The organism is Actinomycetospora sp. CA-101289 (assembly GCF_050955895.1).
GTDB lineage: Bacteria > Actinomycetota > Actinomycetes > Mycobacteriales > Pseudonocardiaceae > Actinomycetospora.
This window is the reverse complement of sequence record NZ_CP192093.1, coordinates 5,701,649-5,723,225: the sequence shown is the minus strand read 5'-3', so window position 1 is coordinate 5,723,225 and position 21,577 is coordinate 5,701,649. Positions and strand designations below refer to the sequence as shown.

The 21,577-nt window shown below is 69.0% G+C and carries 19 protein-coding genes and 2 pseudogenes; 9 read left to right on the top strand and 12 right to left on the bottom strand.

The features are described from left to right. Positions 1 to 86: 86 nt before the first annotated feature. A complete protein-coding gene (locus tag ACQPX6_RS28510; protein ID WP_433788387.1) occupies positions 87 to 458 on the top strand; it encodes a histone-like nucleoid-structuring protein Lsr2 in 372 nt (123 codons plus the stop codon). A gap of 466 nt (positions 459 to 924) precedes the next feature. Here the strand turns inward: ACQPX6_RS28510 and ACQPX6_RS28505 are convergent, their stop codons facing one another. After that, positions 925 to 1,275, bottom strand: coding sequence for a hypothetical protein (locus tag ACQPX6_RS28505; protein WP_433784132.1), 351 nt, complete (start codon positions 1,273 to 1,275; stop codon positions 925 to 927). Positions 1,276 to 1,554: 279 nt separating this feature from the next. On the opposite strand from ACQPX6_RS28505, the gene ACQPX6_RS28500 reads away from it, so the two are divergent. The 6 genes from ACQPX6_RS28500 (at position 1,555) to ACQPX6_RS28475 (ending at position 9,420) form a co-directional block, all read left to right on the top strand. Next, positions 1,555 to 1,983, top strand: a complete 429-nt coding sequence (locus tag ACQPX6_RS28500; RefSeq protein WP_433784131.1) for a hypothetical protein — start codon at positions 1,555 to 1,557, stop codon at positions 1,981 to 1,983. Positions 1,984 to 2,573: 590 nt separating this feature from the next. Next, positions 2,574 to 5,231: a helix-turn-helix transcriptional regulator gene (locus ACQPX6_RS28495; protein WP_433784130.1), complete on the top strand. Its 2,658-nt coding sequence runs from the start codon at positions 2,574 to 2,576 to the stop codon at positions 5,229 to 5,231. Between the two features lie 83 nt (positions 5,232 to 5,314). Next, complete coding sequence (locus ACQPX6_RS28490; protein WP_433784129.1) at positions 5,315 to 5,728, top strand: nuclear transport factor 2 family protein; 414 nt, start codon at positions 5,315 to 5,317, stop codon at positions 5,726 to 5,728. Between the two features lie 455 nt (positions 5,729 to 6,183). Beyond that, the gene (locus ACQPX6_RS28485) at positions 6,184 to 7,614 is read left to right on the top strand and encodes a hypothetical protein (protein WP_433784128.1); all 1,431 of its coding nucleotides are present in this window, start codon (positions 6,184 to 6,186) and stop codon (positions 7,612 to 7,614) included. Positions 7,615 to 7,673: 59 nt separating this feature from the next. After that, a complete protein-coding gene (locus ACQPX6_RS28480) occupies positions 7,674 to 8,156 on the top strand; it encodes a hypothetical protein (RefSeq protein ID WP_433784126.1) in 483 nt (160 codons plus the stop codon). A 211-nt stretch (positions 8,157 to 8,367) separates the two neighbouring features. After that, a complete protein-coding gene (locus tag ACQPX6_RS28475) occupies positions 8,368 to 9,420 on the top strand; it encodes a hypothetical protein (protein WP_433784125.1) in 1,053 nt (350 codons plus the stop codon). Here the strand turns inward: ACQPX6_RS28475 and ACQPX6_RS28470 are convergent. The 8 genes and pseudogenes from ACQPX6_RS28470 to ACQPX6_RS28435 all read right to left on the bottom strand — a co-directional run. Next, a pseudogene (locus ACQPX6_RS28470) lies at positions 9,373 to 9,714 on the bottom strand (Mu transposase domain-containing protein); the annotation flags it as partial. The gene ACQPX6_RS28475 and the pseudogene ACQPX6_RS28470 sit on opposite strands and share 48 nt — an antisense overlap. A 288-nt stretch (positions 9,715 to 10,002) precedes the next feature. Further along, the gene (locus ACQPX6_RS28465) at positions 10,003 to 10,341 is read right to left on the bottom strand and encodes a YrhK family protein (RefSeq protein ID WP_433784124.1); all 339 of its coding nucleotides are present in this window, start codon (positions 10,339 to 10,341) and stop codon (positions 10,003 to 10,005) included. Between the two features lie 80 nt (positions 10,342 to 10,421). After that, complete coding sequence (locus ACQPX6_RS28460; RefSeq protein ID WP_433784123.1) at positions 10,422 to 10,607, bottom strand: hypothetical protein; 186 nt, start codon at positions 10,605 to 10,607, stop codon at positions 10,422 to 10,424. 119 nt (positions 10,608 to 10,726) lie between these two features. Next, on the bottom strand, positions 10,727 to 10,897 hold the full coding sequence (locus ACQPX6_RS28455) for a hypothetical protein (RefSeq protein ID WP_433784122.1): 171 nt from the start codon (positions 10,895 to 10,897) through the stop codon (positions 10,727 to 10,729). Beyond that, entirely contained in the window at positions 10,894 to 11,487 is a 594-nt protein-coding gene (locus ACQPX6_RS28450; RefSeq protein ID WP_433784120.1) for a hypothetical protein, read from the bottom strand. The genes ACQPX6_RS28455 and ACQPX6_RS28450 overlap by 4 nt, the downstream gene beginning before the upstream one ends. 937 nt (positions 11,488 to 12,424) lie before the next feature. Further along, a complete protein-coding gene (locus ACQPX6_RS28445; protein WP_433784119.1) occupies positions 12,425 to 13,270 on the bottom strand; it encodes an alpha/beta fold hydrolase in 846 nt (281 codons plus the stop codon). 662 nt (positions 13,271 to 13,932) lie between these two features. Beyond that, positions 13,933 to 15,024, bottom strand: coding sequence for an FAD-dependent monooxygenase (locus ACQPX6_RS28440; RefSeq protein ID WP_433784118.1), 1,092 nt, complete (start codon positions 15,022 to 15,024; stop codon positions 13,933 to 13,935). A gap of 235 nt (positions 15,025 to 15,259) precedes the next feature. Further along, complete coding sequence (locus ACQPX6_RS28435) at positions 15,260 to 16,357, bottom strand: protein kinase domain-containing protein (protein WP_433784117.1); 1,098 nt, start codon at positions 16,355 to 16,357, stop codon at positions 15,260 to 15,262. A gap of 528 nt (positions 16,358 to 16,885) precedes the next feature. Here ACQPX6_RS28435 and ACQPX6_RS28430 point away from each other — a divergent pair. Both ACQPX6_RS28430 and ACQPX6_RS28425 read left to right on the top strand, forming a co-directional pair. Next, positions 16,886 to 17,071 (top strand): annotated as a pseudogene (locus ACQPX6_RS28430) (dihydrolipoyl dehydrogenase); the annotation flags it as partial. A gap of 147 nt (positions 17,072 to 17,218) precedes the next feature. Next, positions 17,219 to 17,752: a cupin domain-containing protein gene (locus tag ACQPX6_RS28425; RefSeq protein WP_433784116.1), complete on the top strand. Its 534-nt coding sequence runs from the start codon at positions 17,219 to 17,221 to the stop codon at positions 17,750 to 17,752. Between the two features lie 221 nt (positions 17,753 to 17,973). Here ACQPX6_RS28425 and ACQPX6_RS28420 read toward each other — a convergent pair whose 3' ends face one another. The 3 genes from ACQPX6_RS28420 to ACQPX6_RS28410 all read right to left on the bottom strand — a co-directional run bounded on the left by ACQPX6_RS28420 (position 17,974) and on the right by ACQPX6_RS28410 (position 21,463). Further along, on the bottom strand, positions 17,974 to 19,401 hold the full coding sequence (locus tag ACQPX6_RS28420; protein WP_433784115.1) for an MFS transporter: 1,428 nt from the start codon (positions 19,399 to 19,401) through the stop codon (positions 17,974 to 17,976). A 256-nt stretch (positions 19,402 to 19,657) separates the two neighbouring features. After that, complete coding sequence (locus ACQPX6_RS28415; protein ID WP_433784114.1) at positions 19,658 to 20,635, bottom strand: quinone oxidoreductase family protein; 978 nt, start codon at positions 20,633 to 20,635, stop codon at positions 19,658 to 19,660. A 93-nt stretch (positions 20,636 to 20,728) separates the two neighbouring features. Further along, the gene (locus ACQPX6_RS28410) at positions 20,729 to 21,463 is read right to left on the bottom strand and encodes a DUF899 domain-containing protein (protein WP_433784113.1); all 735 of its coding nucleotides are present in this window, start codon (positions 21,461 to 21,463) and stop codon (positions 20,729 to 20,731) included. Between the last annotated feature and the right edge of the window lie 114 nt (positions 21,464 to 21,577).

Here is a 21,577-nt window from a genome sequence, read left to right as displayed (position 1 = left end):
TCCTCTCGTCCTCGATCTCCGACCGCCCGGCTGAATGCGGAAGCAGGAAGCTTGACAACTCCATCTTCACGCGGATGATCTCGGTTATGGCGCAGAAGACGGTCGTTTCGCTGATTGACGACTTGGACGGGCAGTCCGAAGCTGATGAGACCGTGGAGTACGCGCTCGACGGGGTGACCTACGAGATCGACCTTGCCAAGGACAACGCCGAGGCGTTGCGCGAGGTCTTCGCCCCCTACGTCGCTGCCGCCCGCCGCACGGGCGGTCGCGCTCGCTCCGGCACAGGCAGCCGAGGCCGCTCCTCGGCGTCGAGCGGTGCCGTGTCGAACGCTGCGGGCCGCGGTCGCGAAGCGATGAAGGCCATCCGTGACTGGGCCAAGAGCAGTGGCTGGGCGGTCAGCGACCGCGGCCGCCTGCCGAGCAACGTCGTCGAGGCCTACGACGCCGCCCACAAGTAGCAGCTAATCGCATCGCTGGCCCCCGGTTCATGGAAGCGGCGGCGAGAGTCCGATTCGCTGGCGGCTGAGCGTCGCTGGCCGACCCCCGGGGTCGTGACACGGCTCGTGACACGAAACGTGGTGTAGCGGTGTTGCCCAGGAGGACGGTGTGCCGCTGTTCGAGGACGTCGTTGCTGGTAGAGGCCTCCGTCAAGGCGATCGGCCACCTTTGCAAGGTGGTGCCCGTCGGCTCGGTCTCACAAGGGCTCATGTCAACGGGGTCGAGGTCGCGTGCGGCCTGCGCGCGCACGCCGCTGATGTTCATTCGAAACCGCACCATGTCCTGCTCACCGAGCAGGCGGCCACCCAGATCGCCGATCACCTAGGTCGAGGGTCGTCTCCCTCAGGCAGCTCCCCCTCAGGACCTGCTTCCGGCGCGCGTGGTTATAGCCCGTGCACCGACCGCTCGCACGCGCGCGGCGTCGGGTCAGAGGTCTGCCAAGGTGAAGCCTAAGCTGCCGCTTGGCAGCAAGTAGCTGTAGTTGAGGACCAGGCGGACCTCCGTTGCCTCGATGCCTTCCTCGGCGAACCGGTCCCACTCCGGGTCCACGCCCTTCGCGAGCGCGGCGACGTGCAGGTCCAGCGAGTAGAGGTCTTCCAGCGCCTCAATCGTCGCGCGCACCGCGACGAGGGCCGCCTGCCGGTTCTCCTCGGTCGGGTCGTTGAGGTACCGGGCCGTCGCGTTCTCCCGCGCTTCGCGCATCTCCTCATACCTGTGATCCGCCGCGAACTGTTGCGCCCTGATGCGGTCGAAGCGGAACTGCCGGACCTCATCCATTCGTGCCCCCCGATGCGCCGTCGTGGTCGAACGATCGAGCGTCGCAGGCCGTGCGTCAACACCTCGGGCGGCCACGCTGCCAGGAGGCTCTGCTTCCGTCCGGCCTCAGCCGTGCTCCATCGGGAAGGCGCGGCGGGCGCAGGTCGACAGCCTCGCCGTCGTCGGGGGGCATGGTGGTCCTGCGCCTGAGAAGCAGGAAGTAACACAGCGAGCCTTAGTAGAGACAGGGCGTGCGTGTCGTTTCCTCCTGGTCGCCTCGTCTCCGTCCTGTTTGTAGCGATGGCCTTCCTCCTGGCTGGCTGCTCGTCCTCGGAGGCTCCGCCGCGCACCGCAGAGCAGGTAGTCGCCGACCTGGTTGCGAGGGTGCCGCCCGCGGCTCCTGGTCCGGTGGGGACTGCTGAGAACGACCCAAACAAGCTCCTGGGCCGTCCCGGCCAGTACACCTCGGCCGCATACTTCACCGACTCGCGTGTCCCGGGCGAGGACAGGAACCCCGACCCGCTCTCGGCCGACAACGGCGGCAGGGTCGAGATCTTTCCGAGCGAAGAAGAGGCCAGCGCTCGCCGGGACCGCATCCAGGAGCTCGCGACGACACTGCCAATCGCGGTTGAGTACGACTATGTGTCCGGCCCGGTACTCGTGCGCGTCACGAAGACCCTGACCCCGGACCAGGCCAAGCAGTACGGGGACGCGCTCGACGGGAGCTGACTATCCAACTGGCGTGTTGGGGCGGCGCCTTCGTAGGACCGCTCGTCGTCATTGGAACTGGCGCGTCTCGACGTCGCGGATAGATCCGCCGCCGTCTGGCAGGTCGAAGGCCAGGTCAAGGACAGGACGAGGCCGGCCGATAACCCGGTTCTATGTCGGTGATCGTGCGGCTTGACCTTCCGACCGCGATCGCGTATAGGTCGGTGGGATACCGCCGGTTAGTGATCGCCACTTCGTGGGGTGGCGTCCCATGGCAGCTGATCAGGCTTGAACGAATGCTGAGGTCGAGTTCGTGGTGGTGCGCTGCCACGAGGGGCGCCGAGGTGCTGATTGGGGCTGCCCGTGTGAGCTCACTGAGCTGTCGGTGTCCGCCCAGGCTCGATGGAGTTCTCCGCGCGTGTTCCACGACCCGGCCACACCGTCGAGCGCGGCCTACTTCTGGTTTCCGCTGAGGGCGCGCGCGCCTCCGCATCGGGAACCGGGCGTCCGGTCATAACCTGGGACTAATCGGCCGTTCTGCCGTCGATCACGAAGAGAGCCCGGACCGCGGGCCCTGTCGTTGCCCCAGCCTCGGGAGCAGACTCCCGTGGATGGGGGGCATGCAGGCCGCGCCAGAGGTGCCGTCGTCTTTTGTGGGGCGTGCTTCTGAGCTGAAGGTTCTCGTTGACCTGATTGAGCGCGAGCGGTGGGTGACGCTGCTCGGTCCGGGCGGGAGTGGCAAGACGCGGCTGGCGGTCGAGGCCGCACGGCGGGGCGTGCTGGTGCCGTGCGGCTTCGTGGAACTCGCGGGCGTCGACGCCGGCGATGACTTGGCGGCCACGGTGCTCGCCGAGTGCGGCATTTGGGAAGATCCGGAGCGCGGGCCTCTCGACCGGCTTGCCGACCGCTGGCGCGACTGCGAGGACGTGCTGGTCCTGGACAACTGCGAGCAGGTGCGTGACGAGGTCGCCGATCTGGTCGGCCAGCTGTTGCGCCGCTGTCCCCGGCTGCGGGTGGTGCTGACCAGCCGGGTGGCGACAGGTGGGACGGCGGAGACGATCCTCGCGGTTGGCGGTCTCCCGGTCGCCGACATCGACGCCGACGGGGTCGTCCTGTTCCTCGACCGTGCTCGGCGGGTTCAGCCGGGCCTGCCGGCGGGCCCGGCGAGCCGGGACACCGCTTGGGCGATCTGCCGGCTCACCGACGGGCTGCCGCTGGCCATCGAGCTTGCCGCGGCGCACGCCCTCGCTCTGTCGCTGCCCGAGATCGAGGCGGGGATGGCCGACCGGACGCGCTTCCTGGTCTCGCGGGATCCCGGGGCGATCCCTCAGCACAGGTCGCTGCAGGCGTGCGTTGCCTGGAGCGTGGACCTGGCCGGCGCCCGGGCCGGGCGGGCCCTGGCGGCGCTGTCGGTGCTGGGCGGGCGCTTCAGCCTCGGGGCGGCGCTGGCCGTCACCGCCGACGAGCGCGCGGTGCTCGAGACGCTGGTGGCCCACTCGCTGGTCGTCTTCACCGCCGACGACGGGCGGTACCTCCTGCTTGACACCATCCGGGAGCATGCGCGGCGGACGTTGGCCGGCTCGCCCGAGGTCGACGCGGTGCACGACCGGCTCGTTGACTGGGCCGCCGACCTTGCCCAGGGGGTGAGCAACGGTCTCGATCACGCCGATCCCGAGGCCCTCCACCGTGTGGACCGGGACGAGTCCGGGCTGCGGGCCGCCCTTGAGCATGCCGCCGTGGCGCGCCCCGAGACCGCCGCGGGAATCGTGGTTGACCTCGCGTTCGCCTGGTCGCTGCGTGGGCGCTGCGCGGTCGGTCGCGACCACGCGCGGCGAGTCGGCGACCACCTCGCCGATCCGCCGCACCGGCTCGCGTGGGCCACGGCCTTCCTCACTGCGTACGCGGGTGACATGGAGGCGGGCGTGGAGCTTGCCCTCGCCGCCGCCGACCTCGCCGCCGAGCAGGACGATCCCGGCACCCGCGGGCGCTGCCTAATCCTCGTCGGCATGATCGTCATGTTTGTGGATCCCGCGGGGGCGCACCCCGTTCTGACCGAGGCGGTCGCCCTCGCCGACGCAGCCTGCGACGACTGGGGCCGTGTCGAGGGCCGCCAGATGCTCGCGTACTGCCACCTCTTTCGGTCCGAGGCCACTGAGGCCCTCTCCTGCGTCGACGCCTCGGCAGCCGCCCTGGAACGACTAGGACATGACCAGCTGTGGGCTTGGGATGACGCCATCCGCGCGGAGCTGGCCGTGCGGGACGGGCGCCTTACCGCCGCCCGCGATCACGCTCGTCGCGGGCTCGATCGGGCGCTGGCCGTTCAGGAGCCGGTGAGCACGGGTGGCGCGCTGATGCCGCTGGTCCGGGCCCTCGTCCGTTTGGGCCGGGCTGGCGAGGCGAGCGAGCTCGTCGAGAGCCTGCGACCGTTCTTCGCCGAGCGGCCCGCCGCCGCGACCGAGGCCTCCCTCTGCCTCGCCACCGCGATCACCGCGTGCTGGGCGGACCCCGCGGCCTCCCACGACGACCTCAAGGCACTGCGCGACGGCACGCGCGAGCTGCCGTCGACGGCCGCTGAGATCGGCACGCTGCTCGCGGTATCCGCGCTGGCCCGCGGCGACCGAGCGGGCGCGGTCCGGGCCGCAGGGGAGGCGGCGAACACCGCGGCGGCGATCGGTGACCGCGGAGCCGTCGCGGCCGCGGAGCTGGTGCGCTGTGCTGCGGAACGACCGCACGCAGGCGATCAGGTTCACGTCGCGCTGGCCGACCTCGCCGCGCTCGGCCTGCGCGTAGTCGTGCCCGACGCCCTCGACCTCATCGCGGGCAAGGCCCTCGACGCCGGCCGGCCAGGGCACGCCGCCCGCCTGCACACCGCCGCCGACCGCATCCGACAGGAAGACGGTGCCGAGCGGTCGCCCCTGGTGCTGCTCGTCCGCCCCGAGGACGAGCGTGCCGTCGCCGAGGCCCTCGACACTAGGGAGGCGGCCTGCGCCCGTATCGAAGGTGCCCGACTCGACCTTCCGGCCGCGGTCGCCTACGCCGCCCGCGCCCGGGGCCGGCGGCAACGTCCCCGCGTGGGATGGGACAGCCTCACCCCGACCGAACAGGCCGTCGCCGAACTCGTCGGGCGGGGGCTGAGCAACAGGGTCGTCGGCGAGCACCTCCTGATCGCTGTGGGGACCGTGCGGACCCATCTGCGCAGCGTGTTCGGCAAGCTCGGAGTCACTGGGCGGACCGAACTTGCCGCGCGCCTCGCCCGGCTCGACCGGTGAACTCCCTCTGCCGATCGGCAGATGTTCCACCCGGGCGGTCTTCCTAGCCTGGGTCTCGACCCACCGAGGCCGAGGAGACCACCATGGAACACCCGAACGCCGACCTGGTGCGAGGCGACTTCGCCGCCCTGTCCGCGGGGAACATCGAGCCGGTGTTCGCCCGGATGACCGACGACTTCCTGATGGTCAACGACGAGGGCGCAGGACCCTGGCGAGAGCTGCATGGCAAGGCGGCGGTCCTCGACTTCTGGACCCGCTGGATGGAGCTGTTCGACAACACCTTCCGCCAGGACATCACCAACGTCTTCGCCGAGGACGACCGCGTCGTGCTGTTCATCCACGAGCACGGGAGCGCACGCGGGCAACATTACGACAACCGCGCGATCTACCTCATGCGGATCCGCGACGCCCGCTACACCGAGCTGCGGACCCTCGACACCGACCGCGAGAACGTCACCCGATTCTGGTCGGCGGTCGGCGTGCCGGCCACAGCCTGACGCTTACCCCGCAACGGCTCCGCCGAGCGACAGCGCTCTTTGAAAGAGGGGCATACAGGACCCCGGGCGGGCACCATTCGCCCTACGAAAAGCTGCAACGGGCTCGAATCTGGGCCGAGGACCAGCGTTCTGAGTCAGCTAGCGCGACGGCCCTCACGGCCCTCACGGCCCTCACGGCTCTCCACGGCGCTGCACACGCGCGATCCAGGGACCGTCGATCGTGGGGCGACGTACTCCGACAGCCGCAGAATCCGCTCACGGTGGTCGGTTGGGCTGGTTGACATTCGCGCACGCCGAACCTGACAGCCCTCATGGAGGCGGAGGAGCACCACGAGCGATAGTCCGACTACCTCCGACGAACAAGCACTACGACCAGTGACGGGGTTGGCGAAGATGCCGGCGCGGTGAACCGCTAGCAATCTTTGGAACGATCCAGATTTGACGGGAGAGGACTCATGAGCCAGCGGTGGAACGGTGACTGGACCGTGCTGCCCGGCGGGGCGGTGTTCGATCGGGACAAGCAGCAGGTGGCGGCGGTGTCGCGGGCCGAGGGCAATCTCGACCTGTTTGTGGTCGGCTTCGACAACCGCGTCTGGACCCAGTACTGGACCGACGCCGGCGGTTGGAACACGGACTGGACCGTGCTGCCCGGCGGGGCGGTGTTCGATCGGGACAAGCAGCAGGTGGCGGCGGTGTCGCGGGCCGAGGGCAATCTCGACCTGTTTGTGGTCGGCTTCGACAACCGCGTCTGGACCCAGTACTGGACCGACGCCGGCGGTTGGAACACGGACTGGACCGTGCTGCCCGGCGGGGCGGTGTTCGATCGGGACAAGCAGCAGGTGGCGGCGGTGTCGCGGGCCGAGGGCAATCTCGACCTGTTTGTGGTCGGCTTCGACAACCGCGTCTGGACCCAGTACTGGACCGACGCCGGCGGTTGGAACACGGACTGGACCGTGCTGCCCGGCGGGGCGGTGTTCGATCGGGACAAGCAGCAGGTGGCGGCGGTGTCGCGGGCCGAGGGCAATCTCGACCTGTTTGTGGTCGGCTTCGACAACCGCGTCTGGACCCAGTACTGGACCGACGCCGGCGGTTGGAACACGGACTGGACCGTGCTGCCCGGCGGGGCGGTGTTCGATCGGGACAAGCAGCAGGTGGCGGCGGTGTCGCGGGCCGAGGGCAATCTCGACCTGTTTGTGGTCGGCTTCGACAACCGCGTCTGGACCCAGTACTGGACCGACGCCGGCGGTTGGAACACGGACTGGACCGTGCTGCCCGGCGGGGCGGTGTTCGATCGGGACAAGCAGCAGGTGGCGGCGGTGTCGCGGGCCGAGGGCAATCTCGACCTGTTTGTGGTCGGCTTCGACAACCACATCTGGACCCAGTACTGGGGCCAACATCGGGCTGACCGACCGTGGTCCATTATACTCTGCCGATTCCAGGGCGAGGCGCCGGACGCCACGCGGGAGGCTCCCGTAGCAAACTTCTTCCGAGAGGCGTTCACGCCGGGGGCCGGTGGGCTCGTGGAGTACTGGCGCGATGTCTCCCTAGGGTCGATTGATGTCACTGGTAGTCGGGTCATCGATTGGGTCGAGATCGACATCCCGAGAATCAAGGCTGGAGGCATCGGCAGAACTGCGTTGATCGATGCCGCGATACGGGCAGTTCGACTCGGTGGTGATGACCCGCTCTCGGGATTCCACAGCCAAATGGCGGTCTATCCCCACAACTGGGCGAAAGACGGGCACCCTCGGGCGCCGACTGGAGGAATCCGGAATGGGCGCCATACTGGATCGACGGTAGTGCCGACTCACGGGGAAAGGTCTGCCTCACCCCACCTTTCAACGGGAACATCACGGCTCACGAGATGGGCCACGGCTTCGGGATGAACCACGATGTCGGCCCCGACCTCACGACTGCATCAGACTACTCGGACCCTGCTTGCATCATGAGCCAGAACGGCCCCTTCAGTAGACCCCCGTGGAACGTAGCGTTCGGTCCAGCCGTATGTCTGCCTCATCTCGTCGAGAAGGATTGGTTGTTACCGGGCCGCCTCTATGTGGATGACGGTCACTGGATGAGCGTCGGCGCTACAATCCCGCTAGCTCCTATCGCACACCCGGAAGCGGCCGCCAATCTCGGAATACGTCTTTCGAACGTGCGGGCAAGCCCGCCCTGGGACTACTACCTCGAGTTCTGCGCCCCAACCGGATGGAATCAAGGTGTCCCGGGCAGCCCCTACCTCCTGATCCGTCGGATGGTCGACATACCCGGCACCGGCGAGCGCCCGGCCTACCTTATGGCGCTGCAGTTCAAGCAAAAAGTCGGGGCCGGCGCGACCGGCGTTGAACCTGCCGGGAACGTCCGCTTCACGGTCGAGGTGACCGATCTTCCGGGTCCCATCCTAAAGGTGGAGGCCGAGGCCTTGTAGCTGAGCACTCCGCTAGATGACAGGACCCACCTTTCGGCCAGCACGTCTGCCACCGATCAGGAGGGCCTGTATGCCTCCTCAAGAGTGGCAGACCTTGTTCTCGGCAACTTGAGCCGCACAGCTAATGGACGATTGGTAACAGGTGAGTGAAGAGCTTGCTCGTTCTCCGCGTTAACGAAATAGTTGCACTAAAGCTACCGATGGAGGACCCATGCCGTGGAAGGCTTCACTATCTGTGACGGACTGCGCATCCAGCAAGAAGGTGGTTGCACTGGTGACCGATGGGCAAACGACGTGGGCGTCAGATTCCTCCGGTCAATTCACGGTTGTCGTGCCAGACATCTTTAGTCAGTACACGGTGTTCGTTGAAGGCGGCGGCTATGTCAACAAAACGTTCACCTTCGAGCGAGCGAGTGCTGAGAATAAGGTTCAATCTCTGTGTTTGGACAAAGCCCGACCTGCAACACCAGCCGCACAAGTAGCCGCTCCCCGCATCACTGGCACGAAGGTGGATACTGGCAGAGTTACCATCACCTGGGATGCATTTGAGACGAATCAATTCAATGTAAGACTCACACCTATTGGAGGCTCTTTCCCTGGAGAGCCATTCGAGGGACAGAGGGAGCTAGACGGCGGGGACCGGTCGTTCACGGAGCGGAAGGTTCAGGGCGGTCGAACCTACAGATTCTCCATCCAAAGGTGCAGGAAGGGCCTCATCGATTTTCACTCGAACTGCTCGGAGTGGGCGTCAATAGATATCCCGGTTACCCCGGAGCAAGGATATCAGCCGTGGCGTCGGTGGTTCCAGCTGCACCCGGAGACTCAGTTCGACCACGCCTCCCAGCAGGTGGCCGTGGTGTCGCGGGCGCCGGGCAACATCGATCTGTTCGCCTTCGGGTTCGACAACGCCCTCTATACGACCTTCTGGAACGAGGCCGGTGGCGGTTGGAATCCTGAGGGGTGGATTCGGTTGCACCCGGAGACTCAGTTCGACCACGCCTCCCAGCAGGTGGCCGTGGTGTCGCGGGCGCCGGGCAACATCGATCTGTTCGCCTTCGGGTTCGACAACGCCCTCTATACGACCTTCTGGAACGAGGCCGGTGGCGGTTGGAATCCTGAGGGGTGGATTCGGTTGCACCCGGAGACTCAGTTCGACCACGCCTCCCAGCAGGTGGCCGTGGTGTCGCGGGCGCCGGGCAACATCGATCTGTTCGCCTTCGGGTTCGACAACTCGGTCTGGACTTCCTGGTGGGCCGAGGAATGAGGTGAGATATTTGGCGGTGATGGTCTGGTGCCGCGCCCAGCAGCGGACATGGTTGGCGACCCGGGCCCCGTCGAGGGTGCCCACGACCTGCTCGAGGTCGGCGCTGACCAGCACGCGGCGACCGACCGCGGCCGGGTCCACGGAGTAGTCGTTGCCGTCGAGACGGACGTAGTGGTCCCGCGGCAGCCGCAGACTGGTGGTCCACCCCGAGCTCGGCGCGACCGGCGGCAGGGCCAGCATCCCGGCGTGATCGGTACAGCGAGCTGCGGTAATCCTTGTTCGTCGGCCGCAGCCGGGGGTCGGCGCCGAGGTAGACGTGCTTGGACATGTCCGGGGAGTACCTGCTCGCCGGTGGGATGCGGCCCAACGTCTCGGTCATCGCCCGCAGGTGGTGCGGGGCCGCGCCGCAGCACAGGCCGACGCGATCGGCGCCGGGAGCGACGCCTCGACGAGCCGGAGCCCGCCGTAGACGACGGCGAGCACGGCCGGCACCGCAGGTCGGGCGGACGTTGAGCTGGTGCCGGCGCCGGGCCGGCGGCGGCCCGGTCGCTCACTCGACGCCGGCGACGCCGCAACGGCCCGTCAAAAGTCCCGGGCGACCTCGTTGGGCGTGCCCTGTGTCAACCCGCGCAGCTGGATGCGGCGGGACAGCCGCATGATCGGCCGGAAGCCGAGCATCACGCTGCCGATCACGAACAGCGTCACGCCCACATTGAACAGCTCCGTCCAGAAGAAGGCGACACTGCCGATGGTGAAGGCCAGGAAGATGCCGATGTCGTTGACGACGCTGAGCAGCTCGTAGCGCTGGCGCAGCACGAGCTCCTGGTTCCCGAGGGCGAGGGTCATCGATTCGCCCTCGTGGCCGGAGTCCGGGTCCTGGTCTTGGGTGTCGTCGGTGTCCTGGCTCGATTCCTGGCTCATCGATCCTCCACGGGGTCGAGGGGTGCGTTCACGACCGGTGGACAAGGTGGGTGATTCGCGAGCGGGACAAACCTGCCGGGTCACCCGAGGATCGGCAGGACGACGACGGCGCGGCCCTTGTTCGGCGCGCGAACATGCTGCCGGTGGGGACGCTCGGCGGCACGCTGTCGGTCGCCGGCTCCTGCGCCGATCGTCCCGTCGTCGGTGCCGCTCTCGACGTTGCGCGTGGTGGCGATCGTGCCGGCGCTGAAGTCACCGAAGGCCATCCGCTCGTCAACTCCGGCTGGTCGGCGAGCACCGCGCGCATCCCGCGGGCCACGACGTCTGCGGCCTTCGCGGCCGGCCCGCCGCCCTCGAACTCGGCGCCACGGTCGAGCTCGAGGGCTCAGCGGCGCAGCATTCCGCGGGTCACGACCACCTCGACGGTGTTGTCGTCGCTCTGCTGCTCGCCGGCGACCTCGGCGGCCAGCTGCTCGAGCGCCATCCGCTCGAGGTCGCTCGGGTTCACCGTGCGGCCGTCGAAGCCCAGCGTCGGGCGCTTGTCGTCGTTGCTCATCGGGCGTTCCTCCGAACTCGCTGCACGGTGCCGGCGACCGCGCCGAGGGCGGCCACGGTCAGACCCCCGGGTGCGCGGTCGGGCGGTGTTGATGTCGCCACTGGTGTGGTGGAGGGGTGGGCCCACCGCTCGATCCTCGCCGCGGCGAGGTCGGTGACATGGGCGGCGGCACGGACCGGGTCGGGCACCGGGTCGGGGTCTGTGGTGGCGGCGCGCAGGGGCCAGGTCGCCACCCGGACGGTGGTCTGCACCGGCGAAGCGAGGGCGGCGGCGGCGCCCACCGCGAGCGCGGCGGCGTGCAGGACGATCGCGGCGACCGTCTCGGCGCCACGCTCGCGCGTAGGCCCCGGCCGGCGGGGCGGGCGCGTCGGGACACGGGACGGCATGGCGAGGATGTCTTCTCCGGGGCGGGACGGGTGTCGGTCCAAGCCGCCCGCCAGGTCCGGCACCCCTGTGAGGGTGGTGTGGTTCGGGGGTGCCAGGAGCGCGGTCAGCGCGGTGGCGGTGAGGGTGGCGAGCGCGGTGCTGGCTTCGGCCCCGACGTCGAGCACGTCGGCCGTCACCCGCCACGAGGTGTTCAGCCCGGTCACTGCGTCCGACCCGGATCGGCCTGCTGACCTCCTGCGACGATGGAGGTGTCGCTGCGTCGCGCGGTCAGGGCCTGCTCGGGGCCGTCGACTTCAGGCCCGACGAGGCCCGTGACGGCGAGTCGGCTGTGCGTCGGGTGTTGGTGTCTCAAAAGATCTCCCCAGGACCCCACCCCGAGGGTGGGCGGGTCGCCGGGGACCGGGGCGACACCGTGATGTCGAAGGCTCGACGGTACCTAACGTGCAGCGATCGGTCGAACACGCACCGTGCGATCCTGCCCCTCGGCCGGGGCGTCGCCCCACCCCTCCCAGCCGTCCGGGCGGGCGGCGACCACCACCGAACGGGTGACGGTCACGAGCCCGCGAGACGTCGGCATCGTGCGGAAGAGCGACTGTTCGGGCCTCGCGGACCGGTCAGGGACCGGGGACAGTGATGGTGAGTCGGCCCCAGCCCCTGGCCTCTCAGTACCCCCACCGGGAGCCCGACCGGCGGGGCCGGCTCGACCATCCCGGCGCGGCGAACTCACGGCCTGTCGCCACTCGTCGGGCCGCGAGATCATCCGCCTGGCGCCGCCGAACAGCGGGTCTCATGCCTTCGCGGGACCCGGCACGTCTGCCCCAGCGTCTCCAGTGGCCGGTCTGGTTGAGGACCTCGGTCCCCGCCTCGCGGGCGCCGTGTCCTTGTCCTGGGGGCCGTCTGACGGTCGAGTGCCGAACCTCCCGGCTTCCGGTGCCCGTCCCGGACCCGTCGGCAATCGACGGCGACGACGACGGCGCGCCAAGTGCCGGTGACGGTCCTGCGCGGGTGGTGTCGGAGGACGTGGCCCTGTCGGATGGCACCACGTTGGTGCGCAGTGTCGAGCCCTGTGACGCGGAGGAACTGGCGGCCCGCTATCAGTTGCTGAGCGAGACAAGCGGTGCCCGGTGCCGAGGGTCGGTGCTAGACGCGGGGGAGTCCGGCACCTGCGGCGAGCGCGACGAGTTCCTGGTGGAGACGGTCGGGCTGTTCGAGGGGCAGGAAGTGGGTTCCGACGAGGGGCACAAACCGGGCGTGCGGGATGGTCGTGGTCGCCGCGCGGATGTCGGGGGCCGCGGCGGCGACGTCGAAGGTGCCGCCCACCAGGGTGACCGGGAAGGACACGAAGCCGGTGTCCATCGCGGGGTGATCTCCGGCGGCGAGCAGGAGTTCGGAGTACCAGGTCCACGGGTGTGCCGCGAACTGCCGCGCAACCGCTGCCGAGGTGGCCGGGTCGGGCAGCGGGGGGACGTGGCCGGCCCCGAGCGCGCGTGCGGAGTCCACCGTCGGGCAGGCCAGCGCCGCGGCGGGCGGCCCCACCAGGCGCAGCAGCCACGCGGCGGCCCGGCCGGCCCCTTCACGCAGGACCCCGGGCGCCACCGGTGCGCCGAACGCCCGGAACGACCCGCCGGGCACACCGCCCACCCCCAGGATGCCCGCCACTCGTTCGGGATGGGCGCGGGCGAACTCGAAGGCCACGTTGACCCCGAACGACCACCCGAGCAACACCGCGCGCTCGAAGCCCGCGCCGTCCATGGTCGCTTCGAGGTCAGCGACGTGGTCCTCGACGAGGATACGTTTCGGGTCCTGGGGGCGCTCGGATCCACCGAGGCCGCGGTGCCACCAGGACACGGCCGCGAAACCGCAGTCGGCCTCGGCCAGCCGCGGCCACGCCGCCGGAGGCGCCCCGAACCCGTTGCTGATCACGAGCGGCACGCCGTCGGCGCCGTTGCTCCAGGTGCGCAGACCGGTGCCGTCACGGCTGATCACGTCACCGATCGACGTGTCTCGGGCGGAGCGCGACGGAGGACGCAAGCGACTCCTTCTTCGGGGCCGGTTGTCGCTGGATAGCTACGGGGCGCGAGGCTAGCGATCGCGGGGCCGGAACGAAGACGTGCGCCCGACCGGCGGACGGCCATCGCCGGCTGCACAGCCGAGTCCGCCCCTCCGGTGTTGAAGACCAGACGGCAGGGTGCCGGCGTCACCCGTACCGGTGACGGCCAGGGCTGTGTGTCATCGGTGGAACCATGCCCGTCCAAGCGAGTCCGTCACGGCGTGCCCGTAACGCGCCTCCGTCGCGGGGCAGCACGGTCACCGTCGTGGTTCACGAGCGCCCGCGCCGAAGCATGATCGATTTGATGACTGCGAAACTGACTGCGAGTCAGATGCGTCTGTGGGCAGCACAGGCAGCATCGCCAGCGCGTAGGTCAGCGTGAGCAGCAACGACCGCCGCAGCGTGCACCGGACTGCGCTCTTTTAATCCGTTGGTTGTGGGTTCGAGTCCCACGGGGCCCACTCGCAGCACCGATAACCGGCTTCAATGCCAGTGGGCTACCAGGTGATTGAGCGAGATTGGGTCGCTCGGATGTCATGACGCGAAGATGGCGACAGTGCTGGGTCGATACGAGGTTTCGCGGAACTCAGGCTCCATGTCAGACCCGCCGGGCCACCCGGACCAGGAGGTTGCGCAGCGCGATACCGCGCGCGGTCTTCGGTACCAGCATCGATGCGCCGTAGCCCGCGCCGCGCTGTGCAGCGGTGACGCGCGGCCGGTGTTCGCGTTCGTAAGCGGCGACAGCGTCGTCGACGTCGTGCGTCTCGGCAATCGCGTCGGCGAGGGCGTTGGCCCCGGCGAGGGCCATGCTGGCGCCCTCACCGAGGATCGTGATGCTCGACGCCGCGTCCCCCAACAGCACGATCCGCCCGCGCGACCAGGACGGCACCGACACCCTGTTGACAGCGTCGAAGTAGAGGTCCTCGGCCTCGCGCGCGGCGGCAAGCAGCTCGGTTGAGAGCCAGCCGCCGGCGTAGCGCTGCTCCAGCTCGCGTTGCTGCCCTTCGCGGTCGCGTGGCCGGCTGGTGCCGGCGCGGAAGATGAACGCCGCGACGGGGTGGCCGCCGGCGGGGTGGACGCTCAGGGACGCGCCCGGCATGTTGCACATCTGCACCGCGTCCCGCTCCGGCACCAGGGTGTCGTTGACCGGGGTGGTGGCGATGAGGAGCCCCACCGGGCTCGCGTACTGCGACTCCGGGCCGAAGGCCAGGCGGCGGATTGTCGAGTGTTGGCCGTCCGCGCCGACGACGAGGTCGAACCGGGATCGGCGCCCGCTCTCGAACGCCACGTCGACGCCGGCCGCGCTGGCCTCCAGACCCGCCGGGCCATCGCCGTAGACGAGATCCGCGACGTCGGCGGCAGCGTCGGAGAGGACCCGGTTCAGCGCGCTGCGACTGATCTCGACGTCCATGGCCGAGTTCCGCCGCATGGCCGCGCGAGCCCGCCGGCGGCCGCGCTCGTCGACGAACTCGACGTAGGCGACGCCGGTGTCGGCCTTGCGCAGCGCGTCGGTGATACCGAGCCGATCCACCACCGGAAGCGCGGCGCCCCGGACGTCGACCGGGCTGCCGCTGGAACGCTGCCGGCTGTCCCGCTCGACGAGCGTGACCCGGTGCCCGGCGCGGCCGAGCAGGGCGGCGAGGGCCGAGCCGGCGATGCCAGCGCCGACGACGAGGACGCTCCGTGGCACGGGCCGGATCGTAGTGCCGGGCCGCCAGCCAGAGACGCCTTCAGCGGCGTCTGCGCCGCACGGGCGTAGACGATCTTAACGACCGGCTGATCGACGCAATGGTCGTCGCCGGCGGCGCCCACCGGTCCGGGAACACCACCACGCCGGGCCCGACCGTGTCGTTGTCCCGCGACCCTCACGGGCGGCAGGAACCTGCTTCATCGGAGGGGTTTTCAGGCTCGCGAAGGTCGACGGGTCAGTGCGGAGCACCGGGAACAGGCGCGGATGGGTGGGGGGTGGGCGCGCTTCCGGCAAACCCGAAGGCGAAGGCCGCGACGATGAGCGCGACCGCGGTACCGCGCCGGCGGCGGGACGAGCGGCCGGCTGCGGCGCGCCGCGGTCGGCCTGCGGGGGCAGCCTTGACAGGTCGATCGGGCGGCGGATCGGAGCCGGCGGGACCGGTCGTTGGGTGTCCCGGGCCGCCGCCGGGTGCCGTCTGGTCGGGGTCGGGCGTTCCTGTGGCCGGTGGGTCGTCGTGGGAGGTCGTTGATTCCGAACGGGCGGTGAGTCGGGCCTGGGCCAGGGCGTCGAGCTCCGCGGCGGCTTCGGCGGCCGTGGGCCGTTCCGCGGGGTCGGCGGCGGTCATGGCCGCCAGCAGCGCGGCGACCGGGGCCGGCACCGGCGTGGAGGGAACGCACCAGGGGCGGGCCCGTCGGGTGGGCGCGGGGTGCTCGAGCTCGCCCGGCTCGTGGTGCAGGCATGCGAGGAGCACCTGGCCGAGGGCGTAGATGTCGGCGGGGGCTCCGACATGGCCGCCGGCGGTCTGTTCGGGGGCCAGATACCGGGCCTGGAAGCGCAGGGGCCCCTCGAGAGTCACGGCGTCGGTGTCACTGCGCGCGGCGCCGCGCAGGTCGTGCAGGACCGGGCGGTCGGCGCCTTGGAGGCGGACCGCTGCGGGGGTGACCTCCCGGTGGATCAGGCCCGCGGCGTGCACGTGCGCGAGGGCGTCGGCCAGAGCGGCGCCGATGCCGAGGACCCGAGGCAGCGGCTGGGGCCCGAGCGCGATCCGCTCCGCGAGGGTCAGCCCCTCGACGAGCTGCCAGACGACGTAGTCGCGGCCGTCCTCGTCCTGGCCGACGTCGTGGACCGACAGCAGAGCGGGGTGGTCGAATCCGGCCAGGAGCTGGACGTGTCGTCGGCGCCGGTAGCGGACCACGCCGGTCTCGGGGACGGTGAACAATTCGATGGCCACCGCCCGTTGCCGGAGGTGGTCGTAGCCGGCGTACACCTCCCCGGCCGGGTTCCGCTCAAGCCTCCGACCGAGCTCGTACCGTTCGAGGAACGTCGGGCGCACGCTCGCACCCTGGCCCGGGAACGTCCGCGTCGACGTACGCGGCGACGACACTGCCTCGACCACGCTCACCCCCTCGTGCTGACCGGTCACGCACCGCTGACGTGCGCCCCCAGTGCCGTCGCCGACGCCTCACCGTCAGGGTGATGGACGGGGCGGTGGCGTCGCGCTGGAAGAGGTTACGGGCAAGGAACGATCGGTCAACAGATGATCTTCGATGTCGTGGTTGTAGGCAACCGTGGACGAGGCCGCCCGGTCCATTCCCGCCTTGTCCCGAGAAAAGTGGGAGGGATGGATACAGCGACGTGACCGCTTGCCCAAGTCGGAGAACTGCGTGCCGGCTTCGTCGACTGCACCTGGCCCGGCGCTCCGCGTGAGGCCAGAACTCCGCGGAGGGCGCTCCGGCGCAAATCTGTCTGTCGTCGACGGTCGGCGCCTACCCGATCGTGTCGGGAGACATTGACGCGTTCTACGAGCCCTCCTGCACAACGCCGGGACGCGTTGGAGGCGTTGTGCGACGACCCTGCGAAATGCGAGCCCGAGGTCGCGTCGGTGGGGCTCACCGAGGCCCAGGCCAAGGAGGTCCACGGCGAGGTCGAGACCCTCACCCACTACCTCGCCGGCAACGGCAAGTCCCAGATCCTCAAGACCGCCGGCGCGGTCAAGCTCGTCAAGGGCGGCACCGGCGCCGACGCGCCCGTCGTCGGCGTGCACATCACGCCGCCCAGCCGGACGCGGCGGAAGGGGTTGCACGGTAGCAGGGAGTAGCCAGCTGACAGCCAGCTGCTATCGGGCGATTTCGATTGCGCTGCAGCCCTTCCTGGCACGGGCCGACCGCGAGGACCATGTGCTGGATCAGTGCCGATGGGAGAGGTGATCGAATTGACGTCCGATGTGGCCCCTTCGCTCACAGTTGTGCCGCCGGGCGAAGGGCGGGAGGGAAGCCTCGGAACGATCGGCGTCGTGTTCAAGCTGTGGGCCCAGGATACGGGTGGCGCCGTATCGGTGGTCGAGCACCCCTTCGCGGTCGGCGCGTTAGTACCCCCACACCTTCACACCCGCGAGGACGAGTACTCCATCGTTACTGAGGGCGAGATCGGGTTCCGGTCCGGCGATCGTGAGGTCGTCCTACCCGCTGGCGGCTACATCACCAAGCCGCGCGGAGAGATGCACACGATGTGGAATGCCGGCGCAGTACCGGCACGCATGATCGAGATCATCAGCCCGGCGGGGTTCGAGGACTTCTTCCGCGAGATGGCCGACATCGTTGAGTCTGGTCCCCCGACACCTGAGATCATGGGCGAACTCGCCACGCGTTACGGGCTGGAGTTCGGGAACCCTCCGTGGCTGCCGGACATCGTCGCCCGCTTCGGCCTGACCCCGCCGTCGGGACCGTGATCCTCTCCCCGGTGCGGCCCGCCAGCCCAAGGACGTTGTCGAAGCGGTAACCGTACGTGCGCTCGCCCAACAAGAAGAGCCGTCGGGTGGGTTACGACCGATCACCCGGTTCCATGACATCAACGAGCGCGAGCAAGACCGACCGGCTCGATCCCTGTCAGCCGTAGATGGCGCCCGATGACCTCGGTCATCGCGCTCGCCGTTCAGTTGCGATGCCGGCCTCACGCCTTGCCTTCCCCTTCGGGGCAGGTGATGCCAGCGCTCGGCCCGCAGGCCGGAGCTGGACTTCTGGGCGTCAGGACCTGTATTTGATCAGGCGTATGCGGGTAGAGAGCGAACGTCGCACATATCGTGGCGGCGATGCCGCACGCGATGGCGAGCACTGCGCTACGGATGCCCTCGGCGGTCGCGACGCGAACAGCTTCGGGATCGACGAACTCGTTGCCCGGGTTGGCCACCATCATCAACAGCGCCAGCCCGATCGCCGCGCCCGTACCGGCGCCAGTCGATGAGATCGCGGAGGCCACCCCTTGCGAGGAGGGCGCCACGCCGATAGCCGCGGCGATGAACATCGCTGTGAACATCAAGCCGTCGCCGATACTGATCAGTAGCAGGCCGGGTAGCAGATCCACGTAGCGACTGTCCGCTCTCATGGCCAGCCACAGCGCGAGCGCGCCCAGGGCTCCAACCGACAGGGCGCCGATACACACCACCTTCAGGCCGACTCGCGTGGAGATCGGGCCTGCCAGCGCGGAGGCGACGACCACGGCGACGGTGGGCGCGAGGAAGCCGAGCCCAGTTTGCAGCGCGTCATAGTTCAAGACGTCCTGCAGGTAGATCGAGACGAAGTACAACAGCGACCCGAAGGTCGCCATGAACATGAACGCCAACATCACCGACAAGCGCACAAAGGCGTTGGTCACCAGGACGGTGGGAAGCAGCGGATCGATGGCTCGGTGCTCGACGGCGGCGAACAGCGCCGCGAAGGCCACTCCACCCACCACTGGCCCGAGTACCGTCGGGGTGCTCCACCCGAATTCGGGGCCCCGGACCAGGGCCCATACGACACACACCACCGCTGCGGTCGCTGTGAGCGCTCCGGCCAGGTCAAAACGTCGTGCCGTCTCACGCGCGGGGTCCTTCGGCGCCACCACGAGCAGACCCAACAAGACGGCCGCAGCGAGGGGGACATTGACATAGAACACCGACGACCAACCGAAAGCCCTCGTCAGCAGCCCACCGAACAAGACACCGACGACCAGCCCCGCCGCACCAGAGGCGCCCCAGATGCTCAGAGCCCGGTTGCGGTCCTGGCCCTGTTCGTAGGTCGTGTTGATGACAGCGAGGGTCGCAGGGAATACCAGCGCCCCACCGACCCCCTGGACGAACCTCGCAGCGAGCTGAGCCGCCGGACTGGTTGCGGCACCGCCGGCGAAGGAGGCCAGCCCGTACAGGACGAGTCCGGCCGCGAGTACCCGCCGTCGCCCAAGCAGATCGGTGGCACGCCCCCCGAACAGGAGAAATCCACTCGATGCGATGGCGTAAGCGGACACCACCAACTGCAACGTCTGAACAGAGTAGCCGAGGGCGCGCCCGATATCCGGCAGTGCGACGATCACGATGTACTGGTCGAGCGATACGATCAGCATGGCGAGACACGTAAGGAAAAGTATCCAGCTGCGGCTCGGTGAGGATCGACTGGAGTTCGTTTGGTCGGATCGCCTGGTAGCCATCACTCGTTGGCCTCCTTCAGTTGACCTCGTCTCGCATCGTTGTACCGCGGACCCTGAAAGAAAGCCGGATCGGAACCGTCGTCGTCGAGGAAGATCTGATCTCGACGATTCGCGGGCGGCGCCGACATTCGCGGCGGCGCGAGGGCAGAAGAGCGTCGTGCTGCGCATCGAGTCACGACAGTGCACGACGTCCGGTTTCGAGAACCAGCTTGCCGGTGGTCCTACCCCGCTCGAGCTCGCGGTGGGCGGTCTCAGCCCTGTCGAGCGGCAGGTGAGAGGTGACGTCGACGATGATCTCGCCCGCGGCAACCGCAGCGACGGCTCGGGCGAGGGCTGCGCCGACGTCGCTGGGGCGCCCGGCCGCCCAGGCACCGGTCTGGTGGCCGAGAACCCCAGAGCTGGCGAACCACAGGTCGTTGGTGCCCACGCGGGTGTCCTCGGCGTCCGACGCGTTCCCCACAGCGAGAAGCCGTCCACCCAGGTGCAGCAGCCGAAGGCTCTGGGCACGCGCTGTGCCGCCGACGGGGTCGACGATGACGTCGTATCGGTCGTGATGGCCGGCGAGCTCGCCGCGGAGCAGAACCTCGTCGCAGGCACGGGTCGCGCCGCTCTTAGCCAGGCTGCCGACCGTGCCGACCACCCGGCCGGCCCCGAGACGGCGAGCGACCTGGGTGACCTGGCTGCCTAGCCCACCTGCCGCGGCGTGCACGAGAACGTGCTCGCCGAGCCGCAGCTGGGCGACCTGCTCGAGGGCGAGGAACGCGGTGGTGGTGTTGGAGCCGGTCGCGGCGTATTCCGCACGCTGCTGGTCGGTCGGCTCTCCGGGGAGGCGAGCGACCAAACGAGCATCGGTGACCGCAACCTCGGCATAGCCCCCGCCGTCGACCATGGTCAACGCGGCCACGGGTTCACCCACGGCGAGGCCGGTGACACCGTCGCCGAGTTCCCATACGTATCCCGCGATCTCGATGCCGGGGACGTAGGGCAGGTCGACCGGGACGACGCCGCGGCGGAAGATGATCTCGGCGTAGTTCACTCCGGCGTGGGTGACATCAACGGCGACCTGACCGGGAGCGGGGCTCGGGGCGGGGAGGTCGGTGACGGTGAGTACGTCGGCACCACCGAAAGTCGGGATGATGACTGCACGCATTCTGGACAATCTCCTGTTTGGGCATGAGCCGTCGGTCGCCTTGATGCCGGAAGCGCGGAAGCGGGAACCGCAATCGAGAGGCCCGCGCGGCGCTTACCGTTGTTGCGCCTGGACGCCCCGGCGAATCTGGACCAGGTACTCCTCGGAGGGCTCCGAGCCGTTGGCGGTGTACTCGTCGTGCCAGTTCCACCACTCGTAGGCGGGGCCCTGAGGATAGCCTTCCGGGGAGTCTTCCCAGAGTTCCTGGCGCCCGAGCGGGGTGATGTCGAGGTAGCTGAAGGTGTTGCTCAGAGCCTCGTCCCCTCGGCCATTAACGAAGTAGGTTCGGTACACCCGGCCGTCGTGGTGGATGAAGACGTTCGTTCCATGCCATTCGTCGACCCCGAAGTGGGTGTCGAACCCGTTGAGCATCGTGTACCAGGGCATCGTCCAGCCCATTCGCGCCTTCAGTCTCTCGATGTCGGGTTGGGGAGCGCGCGAAACGAAGGCCAATGTTGTGTCGCGAGCGTTGAGGTGCGCGAGATTGCCGATCTGGTCGGCGGTGACGAAAGAGCATCCCATGCAGGCGTGCTCGGGCCAGCCGTGCACGTCGGGTTCAAAGAAGGCGCGGTAGACGATCAGCTGACGGCGCCCCTCGAACAGGTCGATCAGTCGCATGGTTCCCTGGGGCCCGGCGAACTGGTAGTCCTTCTCCACCTCCATCCAGGGCATCCGGCGACGCTCGGCGGCGAGCGCGTCGCGGGCCCGCGTCATCTCCTTCTCCTTGACCAGCAGTTGCTGATGCGCGTGCTCCCACGTCAGCGGGGAAACGGCAGGCGGCGTGTTCATCTGTTCCCTTTCCGTCGCATTGGACGTTCACGTGCCATCGGAGTCTGCATAACATCGCGCGGCCGGGCACTGTCCGCGGTCGCTCCCGTCCGAGGTCCTGTGGATGCAGTCCGA